Annotated in this window: 16 protein-coding genes; 7 read left to right on the top strand and 9 right to left on the bottom strand. The window is 55.7% G+C overall.

Going from position 1 to position 17,296, the window contains the following annotated elements:
- Positions 1–6 precede the first annotated feature (6 nt).
- The 5 genes from spoT (at position 7) to fpr (ending at position 7,089) form a co-directional block, all read left to right on the top strand.
- Positions 7–2,121, top strand: coding sequence for a bifunctional GTP diphosphokinase/guanosine-3',5'-bis pyrophosphate 3'-pyrophosphohydrolase (gene spoT, locus KP80_RS06185; RefSeq protein WP_052282724.1), 2,115 nt, complete (start codon positions 7–9; stop codon positions 2,119–2,121).
- Positions 2,122–2,245: 124 nt separating this feature from the next.
- Entirely contained in the window at positions 2,246–2,935 is a 690-nt protein-coding gene (gene trmH, locus KP80_RS06180; protein ID WP_052282723.1) for a tRNA (guanosine(18)-2'-O)-methyltransferase TrmH, read from the top strand.
- A gap of 5 nt (positions 2,936–2,940) precedes the next feature.
- Positions 2,941–5,022: an ATP-dependent DNA helicase RecG gene (gene recG, locus KP80_RS06175; protein ID WP_052282722.1), complete on the top strand. Its 2,082-nt coding sequence runs from the start codon at positions 2,941–2,943 to the stop codon at positions 5,020–5,022.
- A 67-nt stretch (positions 5,023–5,089) separates the two neighbouring features.
- Positions 5,090–6,100, top strand: a complete 1,011-nt coding sequence (gene glpX, locus KP80_RS06170) for a class II fructose-bisphosphatase (protein WP_052282721.1) — start codon at positions 5,090–5,092, stop codon at positions 6,098–6,100.
- Between the two features lie 242 nt (positions 6,101–6,342).
- Positions 6,343–7,089, top strand: a complete 747-nt coding sequence (gene fpr / locus KP80_RS06165; RefSeq protein WP_052282720.1) for a ferredoxin--NADP(+) reductase — start codon at positions 6,343–6,345, stop codon at positions 7,087–7,089.
- On the opposite strand, the gene KP80_RS06160 is transcribed toward fpr, so the two are convergent.
- The gene (locus tag KP80_RS06160; protein WP_052282719.1) at positions 7,080–7,511 is read right to left on the bottom strand and encodes a DUF805 domain-containing protein; all 432 of its coding nucleotides are present in this window, start codon (positions 7,509–7,511) and stop codon (positions 7,080–7,082) included. The genes fpr and KP80_RS06160 overlap by 10 nt on opposite strands.
- 111 nt (positions 7,512–7,622) lie before the next feature.
- Between KP80_RS06160 and KP80_RS06155 the strand changes: the two genes are divergently transcribed.
- Both KP80_RS06155 and tpiA read left to right on the top strand, forming a co-directional pair.
- Positions 7,623–8,219, top strand: a complete 597-nt coding sequence (locus tag KP80_RS06155; protein ID WP_052282718.1) for a DUF1454 family protein — start codon at positions 7,623–7,625, stop codon at positions 8,217–8,219.
- Between the two features lie 108 nt (positions 8,220–8,327).
- Positions 8,328–9,095 (top strand): triose-phosphate isomerase, encoded by a 768-nt coding sequence (gene tpiA, locus KP80_RS06150; RefSeq protein ID WP_052282717.1) that lies wholly within the window; start codon positions 8,328–8,330, stop codon positions 9,093–9,095.
- Between the two features lie 98 nt (positions 9,096–9,193).
- Here the strand turns inward: tpiA and KP80_RS06145 are convergent, their stop codons facing one another.
- The 8 genes from KP80_RS06145 to lsrA form a co-directional block, all read right to left on the bottom strand.
- Positions 9,194–10,498 carry an SLC13 family permease gene (locus KP80_RS06145; protein ID WP_052282716.1) on the bottom strand — a complete coding sequence of 435 codons (1,305 nt, stop codon included), beginning with the start codon at positions 10,496–10,498 and terminating at the stop codon, positions 9,194–9,196.
- 73 nt (positions 10,499–10,571) lie between these two features.
- Complete coding sequence (locus KP80_RS06140; protein WP_052282715.1) at positions 10,572–11,336, bottom strand: epimerase; 765 nt, start codon at positions 11,334–11,336, stop codon at positions 10,572–10,574.
- A 9-nt stretch (positions 11,337–11,345) separates the two neighbouring features.
- Positions 11,346–11,639: a (4S)-4-hydroxy-5-phosphonooxypentane-2,3-dione isomerase gene (gene lsrG, locus KP80_RS06135; RefSeq protein ID WP_052282714.1), complete on the bottom strand. Its 294-nt coding sequence runs from the start codon at positions 11,637–11,639 to the stop codon at positions 11,346–11,348.
- Positions 11,640–11,717: 78 nt separating this feature from the next.
- Positions 11,718–12,593: a 3-hydroxy-5-phosphonooxypentane-2,4-dione thiolase gene (gene lsrF, locus KP80_RS06130; RefSeq protein WP_052282713.1), complete on the bottom strand. Its 876-nt coding sequence runs from the start codon at positions 12,591–12,593 to the stop codon at positions 11,718–11,720.
- Between the two features lie 28 nt (positions 12,594–12,621).
- On the bottom strand, positions 12,622–13,644 hold the full coding sequence (lsrB, locus tag KP80_RS06125; RefSeq protein ID WP_052282712.1) for an autoinducer 2 ABC transporter substrate-binding protein LsrB: 1,023 nt from the start codon (positions 13,642–13,644) through the stop codon (positions 12,622–12,624).
- Between the two features lie 28 nt (positions 13,645–13,672).
- Positions 13,673–14,671 carry an autoinducer 2 ABC transporter permease LsrD gene (lsrD, locus tag KP80_RS06120; protein ID WP_052282711.1) on the bottom strand — a complete coding sequence of 333 codons (999 nt, stop codon included), beginning with the start codon at positions 14,669–14,671 and terminating at the stop codon, positions 13,673–13,675.
- Positions 14,668–15,714 (bottom strand): autoinducer 2 ABC transporter permease LsrC, encoded by a 1,047-nt coding sequence (lsrC, locus tag KP80_RS06115; RefSeq protein ID WP_052282710.1) that lies wholly within the window; start codon positions 15,712–15,714, stop codon positions 14,668–14,670. Before lsrC ends, lsrD begins: the two co-directional genes overlap by 4 nt.
- A complete protein-coding gene (gene lsrA / locus KP80_RS06110) occupies positions 15,708–17,243 on the bottom strand; it encodes an autoinducer 2 ABC transporter ATP-binding protein LsrA (RefSeq protein WP_052282709.1) in 1,536 nt (511 codons plus the stop codon). The genes lsrC and lsrA overlap by 7 nt, the downstream gene beginning before the upstream one ends.
- Positions 17,244–17,296: the final 53 nt, after the last annotated feature.

Below are 17,296 nucleotides of genomic sequence, written 5' to 3'. Positions count from 1 at the left end.
TCGCCCTTGTATCTGTTTGAGAGCCTGAATCAGCTGATTCAACACTACCTGCCGGAAGACCAAATTAAGCGTCTTCGGCAGGCCTATCTCGTTGCACGTGACGCTCACGAGGGGCAGACACGTTCAAGCGGTGAACCCTATATCACGCACCCGGTAGCGGTTGCCTGCATTCTGGCCGAGATGAAACTCGACTATGAAACGCTGATGGCCGCCCTACTACATGACGTGATTGAAGATACCCCTGCGACCTACCAGGATATGGAACAACTCTTTGGTAAGAGCGTTGCCGAACTGGTAGAAGGGGTGTCGAAACTTGATAAGCTCAAGTTCCGCGATAAGAAAGAGGCCCAGGCCGAAAACTTTCGCAAGATGATTATGGCGATGGTGCAGGATATCCGCGTCATCCTCATCAAACTCGCTGACCGTACCCACAATATGCGCACGCTGGGCTCATTACGCCCGGACAAACGTCGCCGCATTGCCCGTGAAACACTCGAAATCTATAGTCCGCTTGCGCACCGTTTAGGTATCCATCACATCAAAACCGAGCTTGAAGAGCTGGGCTTTGAAGCGCTGTATCCTAACCGCTATCGCGTCATTAAAGAGGTAGTAAAAGCCGCGCGCGGGAACCGTAAAGAGATGATCCAAAAAATCCTCTCGGAGATCGAAGGGCGTTTGCAGGAAGCGGGGATTCCGTGTCGCGTAAGCGGTCGCGAAAAGCACTTGTATTCGATTTACTGCAAAATGGTGCTCAAAGAGCAGCGTTTTCACTCGATCATGGACATCTACGCCTTCCGCGTGATCGTTCACGATCTCGACACCTGCTACCGCGTTCTGGGGCAGATGCACAGCCTGTATAAACCCCGTCCGGGTCGCGTTAAAGACTACATCGCCATTCCTAAGGCGAACGGATATCAATCCCTGCACACTTCAATGATTGGGCCGCATGGCGTGCCGGTTGAAGTCCAGATCCGTACTGAAGATATGGATCAAATGGCAGAGATGGGTGTGGCGGCGCACTGGGCCTACAAAGAACACGGTGGCGAAAGCAGCACAACCGCACAAATCCGCGCGCAGCGTTGGATGCAGAGCCTATTGGAACTTCAACAAAGCGCCGGTAGCTCATTTGAATTTATCGAAAGCGTCAAATCCGACCTCTTCCCAGATGAGATTTACGTTTTCACCCCGGAAGGACGTATTGTCGAACTGCCCGCAGGCGCGACGCCGGTGGACTTTGCCTACGCCGTGCATACCGATATTGGCCATGCCTGCGTGGGCGCGCGCGTTGATCGTCAGCCTTACCCGCTGTCACAACCGCTCTCCAGCGGTCAAACCGTTGAAATCATTACCGCGCCGGGCGCACGCCCGAACGCCGCATGGCTCAACTTTGTCGTCAGCTCAAAAGCGCGCGCCAAAATTCGCCAAATGCTGAAAAACCTCAAGCGCGATGACTCCGTCAGTCTGGGTCGCCGGCTGCTGAATCACGCATTGGGTGGTAGCCGCAAGTTAGCGGAGATTTCACCAGACCATATTCAGCGCGAGCTGGATCGTATGCGCCTGACCTCGCTCGACGATCTGCTGGCGGAAATCGGTCTCGGTAACGCCATGAGCGTGGTGGTCGCGAAGAACCTGCAGCAGGGCGAAGCTACGCCGCTGGCACCGGGCGCCTCCGGGCTAACCCATCTGCCAATTAAAGGCGCAGATGGCGTACTGATCACCTTTGCAAAATGCTGTCGTCCAATCCCTGGCGACCCGATCATTGCTCACGTCAGCCCGGGTAAAGGGTTGGTTATCCACCATGAATCCTGTCGCAATATTCGCGGCTATCAGAAAGAACCTGAGAAATTTATGGCGGTAGAGTGGGACAAAGAGACGGCACAAGAATTTATCACCGAGATTAAGGTCGATATGTTCAACCATCAGGGGGCGTTAGCCAACCTGACGGCCGCTATCAACACCGCGACATCCAATATTCAGAGTTTGAATACGGAAGAAAAAGACGGCCGCGTCTACAGCGCCTTTATCCGTCTTACCGCTCGTGACCGCGTGCATCTGGCCAATATCATGCGCAAAATCCGCGTCATGCCAGACGTCATCAAAGTCACCCGTAACCGTAACTAGTTTTAGACACAGCATCATTCCCACTGCGTAAGGCGGCAGAGGAATGATTTCCCCGGAACGTGCAGCGGTGCGTTTCTGGGGTGAGTGCAGCTAACGCCGAGGTAATTTGAAGGATGAAGTGCCAATGAATCCACAGCGTTATGCGCGAATTTGTGAGATGCTCGCCAGGCGCCAGCCTGATCTGACGGTCTGCATGGAGCAGGTCCACAAACCTCATAATGTCTCGGCGATCGTTCGCACCGCTGATGCAGTCGGCGTCCATGAAGTTCACGCCGTCTGGCCTGGCAGCCGTATGCGCACAATGGTCTCTGCGGCAGCAGGCAGCAACAGCTGGGTTCAGGTGAAAACCCATCCGACCATTAGCGATGCAGTCAGCCACTTGAAGGGCCAGGGTATGCAGATTCTGGCTACCCACCTCTCTGATAAAGCCGTGGATTTCCGCGAAATCGACTATACCCGCCCGACCTGTATTTTAATGGGTCAGGAAAAAACCGGTATCACTCAGGAAGCGCTAGACCTGGCAGACCAGGACATTATCATCCCAATGATTGGGATGGTGCAGTCGCTGAACGTCTCCGTCGCCTCCGCCCTTATCCTCTATGAAGCCCAGCGCCAGCGGCAAAACGCCGGCATGTATCGCCGTGACAACAGCATGCTGCCGGATGAAGAGCAGCAGCGTCTGCTATTTGAAGGTGGCTACCCGGTGCTGGCGAATGTCGCTAAACGTAAAGGCCTGCCTTACCCTCGCGTCAACGAATGGGGTGAGGTCGAGGCCGATGCCTCATGGTGGGCCACCATGCAGGCCAAGGGGTAACCGCTATGCAAAGCCGTCTGCTGGATGCCGTTCCGCTCAACACATTGACCGGCGTCGGTGCCGCACAGAGCAGTCGGCTGGCAAAAATTGGTCTCCACACGGTGCAGGACCTCCTCCTGCACCTGCCATTGCGTTACGAAGATCGCACTCATCTCTACCCTATCGGTGAACTGCTTCCCGGCGTATATGCCAGCGTCGAGGGTGAAGTCCTGAGCAGCAATATCACCTTCGGCGGCCGCCGGATGATGACCTGCCAGATAAGCGACGGCTCCGGCATCCTGACGATGCGTTTTTTCAACTTCAACGCGGCCATGAAAAACAGCCTTGCCACCGGCAAGCGCGTGTTGGCCTATGGCGAAGCCAAACGCGGAAAATACGGTGCGGAGATGATCCATCCGGAATACCGCGTGCAGGGCGATCTCAGCACCCCAGATTTGCAGGAGACCTTAACTCCGGTCTACCCCACCACCGAAGGCATTAAGCAGGCGACGCTGCGCAAACTTACCGACCAGGCGCTGGACCTGCTGGATACCTGCGCTATTAGCGAACTGCTGCCACCGGAGCTGGCACAAGGCATGATGAGCCTACCCGAGGCGCTGCGCACACTGCATCGCCCACCACCGTCGCTACAGCTCGCCGATTTAGAAACCGGTAAACATCCGGCGCAGCAGCGTCTGATTCTTGAAGAACTGCTGGCGCATAATCTGAGTATGCTGGCGCTGCGTGCAGGTGCTCAGCGCTATCACGCCCTCCAGCTCAACGCTCAGGGCGACCTGAAAAACCGTTTTCTCGATTCGCTGCCGTTCAAACCGACCGGGGCGCAAACGCGCGTCGTGGCGGAAATCGAACATGATATGGCACTTGATGTGCCGATGATGCGTCTGGTGCAGGGGGATGTCGGCTCGGGTAAAACCCTAGTCGCTGCTCTCGCCGCGCTGCGTGCCATTGCTCACGGTAAGCAGGTCGCGCTGATGGCACCCACCGAGCTGCTCGCCGAACAGCATGCCAATAACTTCCGTAGCTGGTTTGAACCACTCGGCATTGAAGTGGGCTGGCTCGCCGGTAAGCAAAAAGGCAAAGCGCGTCAGGCGCAGCAGGACGCCATTGCTAGCGGTCAGGTACAGATGATTGTTGGCACCCACGCCATTTTCCAGGAACAGGTGCAGTTTAACGGTCTCGCGTTGGTCATCATCGATGAACAGCACCGCTTTGGTGTCCATCAGCGCCTGGCGCTGTGGGAGAAAGGGCAACAGCAGGGCTTCCATCCGCATCAGTTGATCATGACCGCCACCCCGATTCCACGTACCCTGGCGATGACCGCCTATGCCGATCTCGATACCTCGGTGATTGACGAGCTGCCGCCGGGCAGGACACCGGTAACCACCGTCGCCATCCCGGATACTCGTCGTCCCGACATCATTAACCGGGTACGCAATGCCTGCACCACTGAAGGCCGCCAGGCCTACTGGGTCTGCACGCTGATTGAAGAGTCTGAACTGCTGGAAGCACAGGCCGCAGAGGCAACTTGGGAAGAGTTAAAACTCGCGCTGCCGGAGCTTAACGTTGGTCTGGTACATGGCCGCATGAAGCCCGCCGAGAAGCAGGCCGTCATGCAATCCTTCAAGCAGGGCGAGCTGCATCTGCTGATCGCCACCACGGTGATTGAAGTCGGCGTCGATGTTCCCAACGCTAGCCTGATGATTATCGAAAACCCTGAGCGCTTAGGGTTGGCCCAGCTCCACCAGCTCCGCGGCCGCGTGGGCCGTGGTGCGGTAGCATCCCACTGCGTACTGCTTTACAAATCGCCGTTGTCGAAAACAGCGCAGCTGCGTTTACAGGTGCTGCGCGACAGCAACGACGGTTTTGTGATTGCGCAAAAAGATCTCGAGATCCGTGGCCCGGGCGAACTGCTTGGCACCCGTCAGACCGGGAATGCCGAATTTAAGGTTGCAGACTTACTGCGCGATCAGGCCATGATCCCCGAAGTACAGCGCCTGGCCCGTCATATTCACGAACGTTATCCGCAGCAGGCCAATGCGCTTATTGAGCGCTGGATGCCGGAAACCGAACGCTATTCCAACGCGTAGCGATACCCGCAGCCCGCGTAGGGCTGTGCTAAACTTCGCACAATTTTACTTCCTGGACGAGTTTGTAATGAGACGAGAACTGGCTATCGAATTTTCGCGCGTCACCGAAGCGGCGGCGCTGGCAGGCTACAAATGGCTGGGTCGTGGCGATAAAAACACTGCGGACGGCGCAGCGGTCAACGCCATGCGCATCATGCTCAACAAGGTCAACATTGACGGCACTATCGTCATTGGCGAAGGTGAAATCGATGAAGCCCCAATGCTCTACATCGGTGAATCCGTCGGTACCGGAAACGGCGACGCAGTAGATATCGCCGTCGACCCTATCGAAGGTACCCGCATGACCGCCATGGGCCAGGCAAACGCGCTGGCCGTTCTCGCCGTTGGCGACAAGGGCTGCTTCCTGAACGCGCCAGACATGTACATGGAAAAGCTGATTGTCGGGCCGGGCGCGAAAGGCACCATCGACCTGAACAAACCACTGGAAGAGAACCTGCGCAACGTCGCCCGCGCGCTGGACAAACCGCTGAACGAGCTGACGGTCACGATTCTGGCCAAACCGCGCCACGACGAAGTGATTGCACAACTGCAAAAGCTGGGCGTGCGTGTATTCGCCATTCCTGACGGCGATGTCGCCGCCTCGATTCTGAGCTGCATGCCTAATAGCGAAGTCGATGTGATGTACGGCATTGGCGGCGCACCTGAAGGCGTTATCTCAGCCGCCGTCATTCGCGCCCTCGACGGCGATATGCATGGCCGTCTGCTGGCACGTCACCACGTTAAAGGCGACAGCGAAGAGAATCGTCGCATCGGTGAAAACGAACTGGCTCGCTGTAAAGAGATGGGAATTGAAGCTGGCGTCGTTCTGACGCTGGACGACATGGCGCGTAGTGATAACGTGATTTTCTCCGCGACCGGTATCACCAAAGGCGACCTGCTGGACGGCATCACCCGCAAAGGCAATATCGCAACGACCGAGACGCTGCTGATCCGCGGTAAATCACGCACCATCCGCCGCATTCAGTCGATTCATTATCTGGATCGTAAAGACACTGAAATCCAGCGCCACATTCTGTAAATCATTTGATCAATAGAGCTTTCCAGCCCTTTCGGGCTGGAAATCTTCTCTCGTCGCGGTGAAGATAAGACAATGAGATAAAGAGCCTATCCCAGTAGGCTTAATTGGCGCAGTCAGTTTGGACGCGGACAGCGCTTCAATCCCGGAGCGTACACGGAGTACGTGAGGATTTTGAGCACTGCCCAGGGCCAAAGTGACAAGTAAAATAGCCTAATGGGATAGGATCTAAGAGGAGAGATGCCATGGCAGACTGGATTACAGGCAAAGTTGTAAAGGTACAAAACTGGACCGACGCCCTGTTCAGCCTTACCGTTCACGCGCCGGTTCAGCCGTTTACCGCCGGGCAGTTTGCTAAACTGGGTTTGGATATCGACGGTGAACGCGTACAGCGCGCCTACTCTTACGTTAACGCCCCCAGCAATCCCGATCTCGAGTTCTACCTGGTCACCGTCCCAGACGGCAAACTCAGCCCACGACTGGCCGCATTGCAGCCAGGTGATGACGTGCAGATCGTCAGCGAAGCGGCAGGCTTTTTTGTACTGGAAGAAGTTCCCGACTGCGACACGCTGTGGATGCTGGCCACTGGCACAGCGATAGGCCCATATCTGTCAATTCTGGAAGAGGGCAAAGACCTCGAACGCTTCAAAAACCTGGTGCTGGTCCATGCTGCACGCTATGCCGCCGACTTAAGCTATCTACCGCAAATGCGTGCCCTTGAGGAACGCTACAAAGGTAAACTGCGCATTCAAACCGTCGTCAGTCGTGAAAGCGTACCGGGAATGTTGACTGGGCGAGTGCCCGCCCTGATAGAAAGCGGCGCGCTGGAAGCAGCGGCTGGCTTGCCGATCAGCGCGGAGACCAGCCATGTTATGTTGTGCGGCAACCCGCAGATGGTACGCGATACCCAACAGCTGCTGAAAGAGACCCGGCAGATGACCAAACATTTACGTCGCCGACCGGGCCATATGACGGCCGAACACTACTGGTGATCGGCGCGATACTTCACGGGCTGGGTGTCTTTACCGTATTTATTTTCGCCCTGGGTGCCCACAAACGCACCCAGATCGATAAGCATCATCACGATGATAAGCGTAGGGATAAAACGCCCAACGCCCCACTGCCAAACGCCGGCAAGCATTGACCAATTTCCAGCCAGCAGCATCCACGCCAACACCATCAGCAGCGCCCAAAGGCCAGACTTTCCGCGATCGTGTAGCCGTTTAATCGTCACTGCTGCCGTTGGCCACAGCAGGCACACCAGCATAAACGCCGCCGTCTGCAAATCAACAAGACCGCCGCCCGCAAGGCTAAACAGCGCCACCATTGTAACGGCCCAGATGGCAATCCAAATCCAAAAATCACGGCGTCCGATGCGCCCTTTAATGGAAAACAACCACTGCTGTAGAGTCATGTACCGTTTCCTTTTCTCTTCGAGTGCGTAGTGTACCCTGAAGCGGGCACTTTTTGACAAGCGCGTCGGTTCCCGTTTTAATCGTCATCTGCAAAGAGGAGAACGATTGGCATGAAAAAATGGATAACGCTATGTCTGGTTGGGCTGATCACGCTCTGCACCGGTCAGGCTGCGCTGTCGGCGGAAACGCCCACAGCCGTTGCCCCGTATCTGCTAACGGGCGCCCCGGCATTTGATCTCTCCATCAGCCAGTTTCGCGAAAAATTCAACACCGATAACCCAACCTTACCGCTTGGCGAGTTCCGCTCGATTACCTCAAGCCGCGATCAGCTGACAATCACCCGCGCCGCCAGCAAAATAAATGAAAACCTATATGCATCCGCAGCGCTTGAGCGCGGCACGTTGAAAATCAAATCTATCCAGATAACCTGGTTGCCGATCCAGGGGCCGGAGCAAAAAGCGGCGAAGGCCAAAGCCCAGGAGTATATGAGCGCGTTGATGCGCGCCGTACTTCCGACGCTAACGAAGCCGCAAAGCCTACAAAAATTGCAAAAGCTGCTGACCCAAGGCAAAGGTAAACACTACTTCGCCAGCACCGAAGGAGCCGTTCGCTATGTTGTCGCAGATAATGGCGAAAAGGGGCTGACCTTCGCCGTTGAACCGATTAAGCTGGCGCTATCTGAAAATCTTGAAGGGCAGAATAAATGATAAAAAGCAAAGCCTTCATGCCTTTCAATCTCTATACTGATTCACAGACCATGCTGCCCTAAGGGGCGGCCATATTCCTTAATTCGCTGACAAGCGTGGAGAATCGAAATGCGACATCCTTTAGTGATGGGTAACTGGAAACTGAACGGCAGCCGCCACATGGTAAACGAGCTGATTGCTAACCTGCGTACCGAGCTGGCTGGTGTTTCTGGCTGTGGCGTAGCTATCGCTCCGCCTGAAATGTACATCGATCTGGCAAAACACGCGGCTGCAGGCAGCCACATTCACCTGGGCGCGCAGAACGTTGACCTGAACCTGTCTGGCGCATTCACTGGCGAAACTTCTGCTGAAATGCTCAAAGATGTTGGCGCAACCTACATCATCATCGGCCACTCAGAGCGTCGTACTTACCACAAAGAATCCGACGAACTGATCGCGAAGAAATTTGCCGTTCTGAAAGAGCAGGGTCTGATCCCAGTTCTGTGCATCGGTGAAACCGAAGCTGAAAACGAAGCGGGCAAAACTGAAGAAGTTTGTGCACGTCAGATCGACGCCGTGCTGAAAACTCAGGGCGCTGCAGCATTCGAAGGCGTGGTTATCGCTTACGAACCCGTATGGGCTATCGGTACCGGCAAATCTGCAACCCCAGCTCAGGCTCAGGCGGTTCACAAATTCATCCGTGACCACATTGCTAAAGCTGACGCGAAAATCGCTCAGCAAGTCATCATCCAGTACGGCGGTTCCGTTAACGCATCTAACGCTGCTGAACTGTTCACCCAGCCGGACATCGATGGCGCGCTGGTTGGTGGCGCATCCCTGAAAGCTGACGCTTTCGCGGTGATCGTTAAAGCAGCAGAAGCGGCAAAAAACGCGTAATGCGCTGAGCCCTGCAATCGCGTTAACTGCGCGATGCCTGAATAAACCGGCCCTCTGGCCGGTTTATTATTTTTACAGGCCGAATAAGCAGCAAAGCCTCACAGTTTCCCCAGCAACTGATACCATGCGTAGTCCAGCGGCAACAGCAGCAGATAGCTCACTGCCGCCAGCGCCAGACACAGTAGCATCCCCGCACGCGCAGGTACCTTACCGAGCGCCATCGCCACCACAATTGGCGACGCCTGATACGGCAGCAGCGGTGTCGAATACCCAAGCACCTGAATCATAATCACACTCAGCAGCGGGAAACCGGTGGCATCCGAGAAGCTCTGCGCGAAGGTGGTGTACAGCGCCGGTACGCCGTTGGCAGTCATAATAAAGTTTAGCGCGCTGGTGATGCCGGTTAGCGCGAGGAAACTGGTAAACGGCGCATCACCGCTGAGCGGCATGATGTGCAGTAGCGCATTACCAACCACCTCACCAATACCGGTTTGAGTGACGGTGATAGCCAGCCCCAGAATACCGGCGACGTAGATGCAGGTACGAATATTCACCCCGCTAGCAAACTCTTCGCCGTTGATAAAACCCACGCGCGGCAGAAGCGTCACCACAGCGGCCACCAGCCCCGTCCAGGCAGGACCAATTCCATGCCAGCTCTCGGTCACCCATAGCGTCAATACCACCGCCAGCAGCCACGCCAGGCGTTTTTCATCGCCGCTCATTGGCGGTAGCGGCTCCATGTCGCGTGGCGGGTGCGGTTTACCCGGAAACAGCCAGCAAATCAGGCCTATCAGTGCAGCACCTTTGAGCCAGCCCAACACCGGCGTATGCAGCAATAGATACGGAACATAATTCAGGTGAATGCCATAGGCCCCTTCCGCCGCTCCGCTCATCACCAGGTTTGGCACGTTGGCCGGCAAAATCGTTGCGGAAAGCTGAAAGGTCCCGAAACCCACCGCCAGCGCCAGCCCATACCAGGCCCGCGTGCCATCCTCAATTCCGGCACGTTTCGCCATCGCGGCCACAATGGGCATCAGCAGCGCGATACGTCCCATATTTGAGGGCATCACGAACGCCAGCGCGTAACTCAACAGCACAACGCTTGCAACCATCAAGAGCCACGAATCGGTGAGCCGCGATGACAGCGCCCTCGCGGCACGGTCGGCCAGCCCGGTTTTACGGATAGCAATACCCAGCACAAAGCCACTGAACACCAGCCAGAATGCTGACGATGCGAAACCACCGAAAATCACATCCGGCGGGGCGATTTTGGCCGTCATCGCCGCAGCGAAGAACAGCAAAGCGGTAATAAATTCCGGCAGGAGCGAAGTTGCCCACAGCAGGATGGTGATGCCAACAATGATAGAGGGGAGGAACAGAGGGTGAGCAAACCAGAGCGACATACCTGTCTCCTGTCGTTTTTTTCAGCAAGAATACGACGACAGGCAGGACAGGTAAACGCCAGATTAGGTGGGGTTACTCCTCAAGACCCATCGTTATTTCAGCACCGGAGAGATCGAACATCGCCCGCCACTCGCCCACATTTTCAACCAGCCGGTCATCGCGGAACAACGCGCTGCCTGACACCACACGGTCAATCCCAAGGGCAATCAGTGCCGGAAGCTGAAAGCGGGTTAACGAGCCATCAACAACCACCAGTTTCTCGTCACGTTTCTCACCCAGCAGGTTGATCAGCTGATGTAAGCGCATTTGCAGATCGCCCGGACTCATCTTGCTGCCGTACCCCGGATTGACGGCCAACAGTTGAATCACTTCAACTTCATTCAGGACGGGGGCAATCACTTCCAGTGGCGTTGCCGGACATAGGCTAATGCCACGAATCACCGGCATCTGACCTCCGCTGACCGGCACGCTCTGCTGGCCCAGCCAGCTCAGCGTGTGATGCAGATGAATATCCCCTTCAGCCTGCAGCGTGATGCAGTGAGCCCCTGCCTTGACGCAGGCTTGTGCCGTTGCCCACTGATTCGCCACCATCAGGTGCACGTCTTTCAAAAAGGTGTGCGGAAGCTGAGCCACCGCCCAGGGGCCGACGGTAAACTGCGGACAAAACTGCCCGTCCATCAAATCCAGATGCAGCAGCGGTTGATCAATCGTCTCCAGCTGCTGCAAATAGCATGATAACGAGACCCACTGCCCGGCAAGAACACCGACGCTCAGCGGATATGACTTCAGCAACGCCACACAGGCCGCACGATCGAGCCCGGCAAACTGACCGTTCATGGGCGCTCCTTAAGAAGGCATTAAGCCGATAAACACCTGCTTGGACCGTGGACACGTCATCAGCGGCTCCAGCTGCTCCACGCAGGTTTTGTAGTGCGGCGTCGTTTTATGGAAAGCGACGGCCTGTTCATCGACATAGGCTTCATAAATATAAAACCGGGTCTGCACGCTCGGGTCCTGTAGGACATCAAAACGCAGGTTACCAGGCTCTTTTATGGAGCCGAGATGGTTCTCGCGAAAGACGTCGAGAAATTGCTCCACCTTGTCACTATGAACGTTAATCTCAACCAATGTAACGTGCATCATCCACCTCCTGTTTAGGCTTTTCGACGCTCGTAAACCCCACCCTCGAGGCCGTCAAAAGATGGGGGTTCGAGCCGTTTAACCTTTTTCACTCAGATACAGTTCGTAAGCGCGTTCTGCGGTTTCATTGTGATGCACCACCGCCTGAACCGCCTTGATCATCGCCACCGGATCTTCAGACTGGAAGATATTGCGTCCCATATCGACCCCGGAAGCCCCCTGGTCGATAGCCTGGTAACACATCTCTAAAGCATCGCGTTCTGGCAGCTTCTTACCACCGGCAATCACAATGGGCACCGGGCAGCCTGCGGCAATACGTTCGAAGCCTTTATCGACGTAATAGGTTTTGATGATTTGCGCGCCAATTTCAGCCGCAATGCGTGTAGACAGCGAGAAGTAGCGCTGGTCGCGAACCATATCTTTTCCGACGCCGGTCACAGCCATTGTCGGCATACCTACTCGTAGCCCCGCATCAATGAGCTGAATAATATTTTTAATCGACTGGTGCTCATATTCACTGCCGACATACACCTGAGCCGCTACGGCGCAGCTGTTCAGCCGTACGGCATCATCCATCGCTACGGCCACTGCTTCATTGCTCAATTCCGTCAAGATAGAGTTCGCACCCGACGCTCGAAGTACGACAGGCTTATTGGTCGCAGGCGGCACAACGCTGCGTAAAATACCGCGGGTACACATAAGGACGTCGGCATGTTCGAACAGCGGCGCAATATTGATATCAATGCGCTCTAGCCCGGTAGTTGGCCCCTGGAAATAACCATGGTCAAAGGCCAGCATCACCGTTCTTCCCGTACGCGGATTAAAAATTCGCGACAGCCGCGACTGCATCCCCCAATCCAGCGCACCGCAGCCTTTCAGCTTAAAGAGAGCGTTGGTTTGAGGTTTATCGATATGAAAATCTTTACCGTCTTTAATATCATCTAAGTCAGCCATGCTTTACTCCATCGCTACATAACGATTATCAGAAGTCGTATTTATCAATATTGTCTTTGTTGAACACCACGCGTTCCGGCAGCAGTACGATACCGTTGCCTTTGGCTTCATAGCTGTAGCCCTGCACGCTGTTCGGTGAAACCTCTACGCTGCCAACGCCCGGGATATCCAGCTTGTCACCCACGTTCATCGGCTGGTTTTTCAACAGTGCATTGGCAACATGCACGGAGATTTTCCCCTGCTGTACCACGTCCCACAGGCCAAACTCTTTCACCGTGCCGCGCTGCACATAAGGGCGCATAACGTTTGGCGTGCTAAAGCCCACGATGGCTATATCCTTACGTTTGAGGTTTTCTGCAGCCTGCGCGGCGGCCGGTAGGGCATTCGCATCAGGCGCGATAATGGCATCCAGATCGCCATAGGCTTTGATGATGCCTTCTGCTGTCTGCAGGGATTTGGTGGCGTCGTTATAGCCAAACTGCGTGGTCACGATCTCCCAGCCCGGATGATCCTTTGCGATCTTCGCTTTTGCTTCCTGAACCCATTGGTTCTGATCGGTTACCGTCGGGCTGGAGTAGAAGAAGGCTACCTTGGCTTTCTCTTTAGTCACCTGGCCCGCCGCCATATCCACCAGCATGCTGCCCAACTGTTTCGGGGTGCCCTGGTCGATGTAATAGGAGCGGCATTCTGGCTTGGTATCAGAGTCCCAGGTCAGCACCTTAACCCCGCGCTGCATCGCGCGTTTTAAGGCCGGGCACAGGCCATCCGGTGAGACGGCCGATACAATAATGGCGTCGTAGCCCTGGTTTACAAAGTTGTTCACCAGCTGTACCTGCCCCGAAACGCTAGGCTCAGTAGGGCCGTCGTAGGTCACATCTATTCCCAGCTCTTTACCGGCTTCCTGTGCGCCATTACCACCGCTGGTAAAAAATCCCACACCAACCAGTTTCGGGATAAAAGCAATACGTTCAGCCGCCTGAACGGTCGCCGCCGCAGAGACCATGCCAAGCGCGGTGAGTAACGTAAGCATCTTAATGCTGTGTTTAGCCATGTTTTTCTCCTTATGTTTCAATAAGAAATCATGCCTGCCGCGCGCTGCGATGGCGTGATATCCACTCAAGAATTTGATGACGGTGCAAACTGATGGAACGACCAACGACAACGACAATGAGCAGTGCGCCAGAAAGCGCGCTGGAGATCTGATTCGGTACACCGGCCATCTGCAGGCCCTGCTGCAAAAAGCCCACCAGCAGCGCCGCCAGCGCAGACCCGAGAATAGAACCGGAGCCGCCATAGATATTGGCTCCCCCCAGCACCACCGCAGTGATGGCGGGCATGAGGAATGACGCCCCCAGATCGGAACGGGCAGAGCCAAAATAGGAAACCAGCAGCACGGCGGCCACGGCGGCCGCGCATCCGGTCATGGCGTAAATCGTATACAGCGTACGATTGACGGGAATCGCGCTGTACTGCGCGACCCGATGACTTTGGCCGACCAGAAAGATATTTCGGCCGATATGGGTGCGGTGCATCAGCAGCCAGAAAAAGACGCAGCTGACCAAAAAGAAAATCAGAGGAACCGGAAGCCCCACCAGCGAGAGATTGGCGAAGTCGGTAAAGGCCGCCGGGAAGCCGCCGATGCCCTCATAGCCCGTCGCCCCGGACATGCCGGAGAGCAACAGTGCGCTGCCGCCAAACAGGTACATCGTGCCGAGGGTAATCACCAGCGGGTTGACGCCGGTATAGATAATCAGCCCGGCATTAATTAGCCCGCACAGCGCACCGAGCACAAGCGTCAGCACAATCGCCAGCGGCAGTGGGATACCGGCCTGAAACATCACCCCTAGTGCAATGGCGCAAAGCCCGATTGTCGAACCAAACGAGATATCCATACCGCCGCTGACAATCACCATCGTCAGCGGTAACGCGACAATACCGATACAGATAAAATCACTGGTACTGAACAACAGTACGTTGATATCCAACAGCCGTGGGTTAATCACACCAAAAGCCAGAATCTCAAACACCAGCAAAGCCGCCAGGGCAATTTCCCAGCTATAACGCCGCCACGCATTCATCGTGCTACCTCTCTGCTTTTAGTCTGCTGCGCCTGGCGCTGTACCGTTTTTTTTACCGGTACCGGTGCCGTCATAAAACGAGCATATTTCTGCCGACGAATATTGCGCTGAAGCGCGACACGTAGGCGGCCATCAAAGACCAGCACGCCGAGCAGCACCAGACCGGCAATAAAGTCGTTCCACCAAGCCGGAATACGCAGCAGCACCAGCACGCTGTCGATTTGTGTCAGGAAGAATGCGCCGAGAATGGCACCGATGACTGAACCCGAACCGCCCAGTAGGCTGATGCCTCCCAGTACGCAGGCGGCTATCGCTTTCATCTCCAGCCCGGTTCCCGTTTGGTTTGGAATGAACCCAATCTGTGAAGCGAAAACGATCCCTGCCATCGCCGCCATGCAGCCGTTAAGCGAGAACGCCATAATGCGGACCATCTCGGTGCGTACACCCAGTTGACGAGCCCCCTGCAGGTTATCGCCAGTGGCGTAGAAGTTGCGGCCAAATGCCGTTTTCGCCAGCAGCCATGCCATCAACAGCGCCAGAATCAATGTGAACCAGCCAATTGCCGAAACGCCGAGGAATACCGGCATAGAGAGCTGTTTCAGGCTAGCCGGCAGACCTTCGATCCATTTGCCGCCGGTCCACAGCAGCATCACACCGCGATACAACCCGAGTGTGCCGAGCGTAGCGACAATGGCGGGAATTTTTAACCATGCCACCAGCACACCATTCAGGAACCCTGCGACCAGCCCCAGGACAAGCGTGGCCAAACAGGCAACTGGAAGGCTGTAGCCGTCATTAAGCATCAGCCCCAGCAAAACAGCGCACATCCCCGCCGTCGAACCGACCGACACATCGATATTGCGAGTCAGCATCACCATCGTCGCCCCAATGGCTAACAGCATCAGAATCTGTGCGCTGCTAAAAACCATCGTCAGCGTTTGTGCACTCAGGTAGCTACTGTCGAGCGCGCCGGGAAACACAAACAGACAGACAATCGCCAGAAAGGCCGTAGCCTCACGGTTTTTTTGAATAAACTTCAACATGTTGCCTCCGGGGCACGATGCTCGCCGAAAGCAACATGCATGATGGTATCGACATTAATGTCATCGCCGCACAGCGCAGGTCCGCCCAACTCTCCCTGATGCATGACGTAAACCCGGTCGGCCATCTGCTCAATTTCTTCCAGGTCCGAAGAGATAAACAACACCGCCACATTTTGCTCCGCGATACTGCGCAACAGCTGGTAGATGTCGTTACGGGCGGAGACGTCAACGCCGCGGGTGGGTTCATCCACAATCAGCAGCTGCGGTGAGGCTTCCAGGCATTTGGCAATCAACACTTTTTGCTGATTCCCCCCAGATAGCGTGCGGGCTGCCTGATCGGCATGATTGAGTTTGATGTTGAGCGCGCGGTGATAGCGCTCTAGCGTGGCACTGTCGCGCTGGGGTTTTACCCAGAATCCTTTTTGATTGTGCGTCAGCGAACAGACGTTCCAGGCGAGCGACGCATCCAGATAGAGGCCAGAAGACTGACGGTCTTCCGGCAGATAAACCAAGCCGCGCTGTAGGCGTTGCTGGGTAGACAGTCCGCTAATTTCTTCTCCGTTTAGCAGGATCTGCCCTGCACCGACGGGACGAATGCCGTACAGCGTTTCCGCTAGCTCCGTTCTGCCAGCCCCCACCAGACCCGCCAGGCCAAGGATTTCCCCCGCCCGTACGTCCAGACTGATGTTCATAAATCCTTCTCCGGCCAGCGACTCGAGCGTCAGCACGGTGGCGTCACGTTCGTTTTGCGGGCGGCTGCCAGGCAGCTCCAGCCAAAGTTTCTGGTTAGCCGAAAGGTTGACACCCTGCGAAGCAGGCGTAATCGCCTGAATGATTTCGTCGGTGGTCAGGCAATGGGTTTTTCCGTGGAGTGCAATCCGCCCATCACGCATCACGCTCACGCAGTCGGCCAACTGCCGAATTTCCGGCAGCTTGTGGGAGATAAACACCATTCCCACTCCTTTTTTCAACAGCTCGCGCAGGCGGGTAAATAGCCGCTCGGTTTCAGCCGGGGTCAGCGAGGCAGTAGGCTCATCCAGAATCAGGATCTGTGAGTCACGCATCAGGCCACGCATGATTTCAACCATTTGGCGATCGGCCACATCCAGCGCACCCGCGGCAGTATCGGGATCGATCTGGCAGCCCAACGCCTTCAGCAGCTGCTGCATTTTCTCAACCGATGCCTGACGGCCTCGCAAACCAAACAGAATATTTTCTTGCACCGAGAGGCTCGGAAAGAGCAGCGGCTCCTGCGGGACCAGGTACACTCCCATCTGATGCGCTTTTAAGGGCGTAAGATGCCCGCAACGAACGCCTTGAATATCAATCGTGCCGCCATCTTGCGGAACAATACCGGCAATGATCTTCATTAATGTGGATTTGCCCGCGCCGTTGCCACCGAGCAGTGCGTGCACCTCCCCTGCCCGCAGGGTAAAGTCAATGCCCTTCAGGACCTCGACGCCGGAATAGCTTTTCTGGATGTTCTGCACACAAAGTAGTGGGGGCGCAGGATCGTGATGGGTTTGCATTTTGCCTCCGCTCGCTCAATGATGAGTGACTGGATTGAACAAATGTTTTTTTA

The organism is Kluyvera genomosp. 1, assembly GCF_001266615.1.
In the GTDB taxonomy this organism is placed as follows: Bacteria; Pseudomonadota; Gammaproteobacteria; order Enterobacterales; family Enterobacteriaceae; genus Kluyvera; species Kluyvera cryocrescens_A.
The sequence above is the reverse complement of the archived record's forward strand: the minus strand, read 5'-3'. Positions and strand labels throughout refer to the sequence as shown.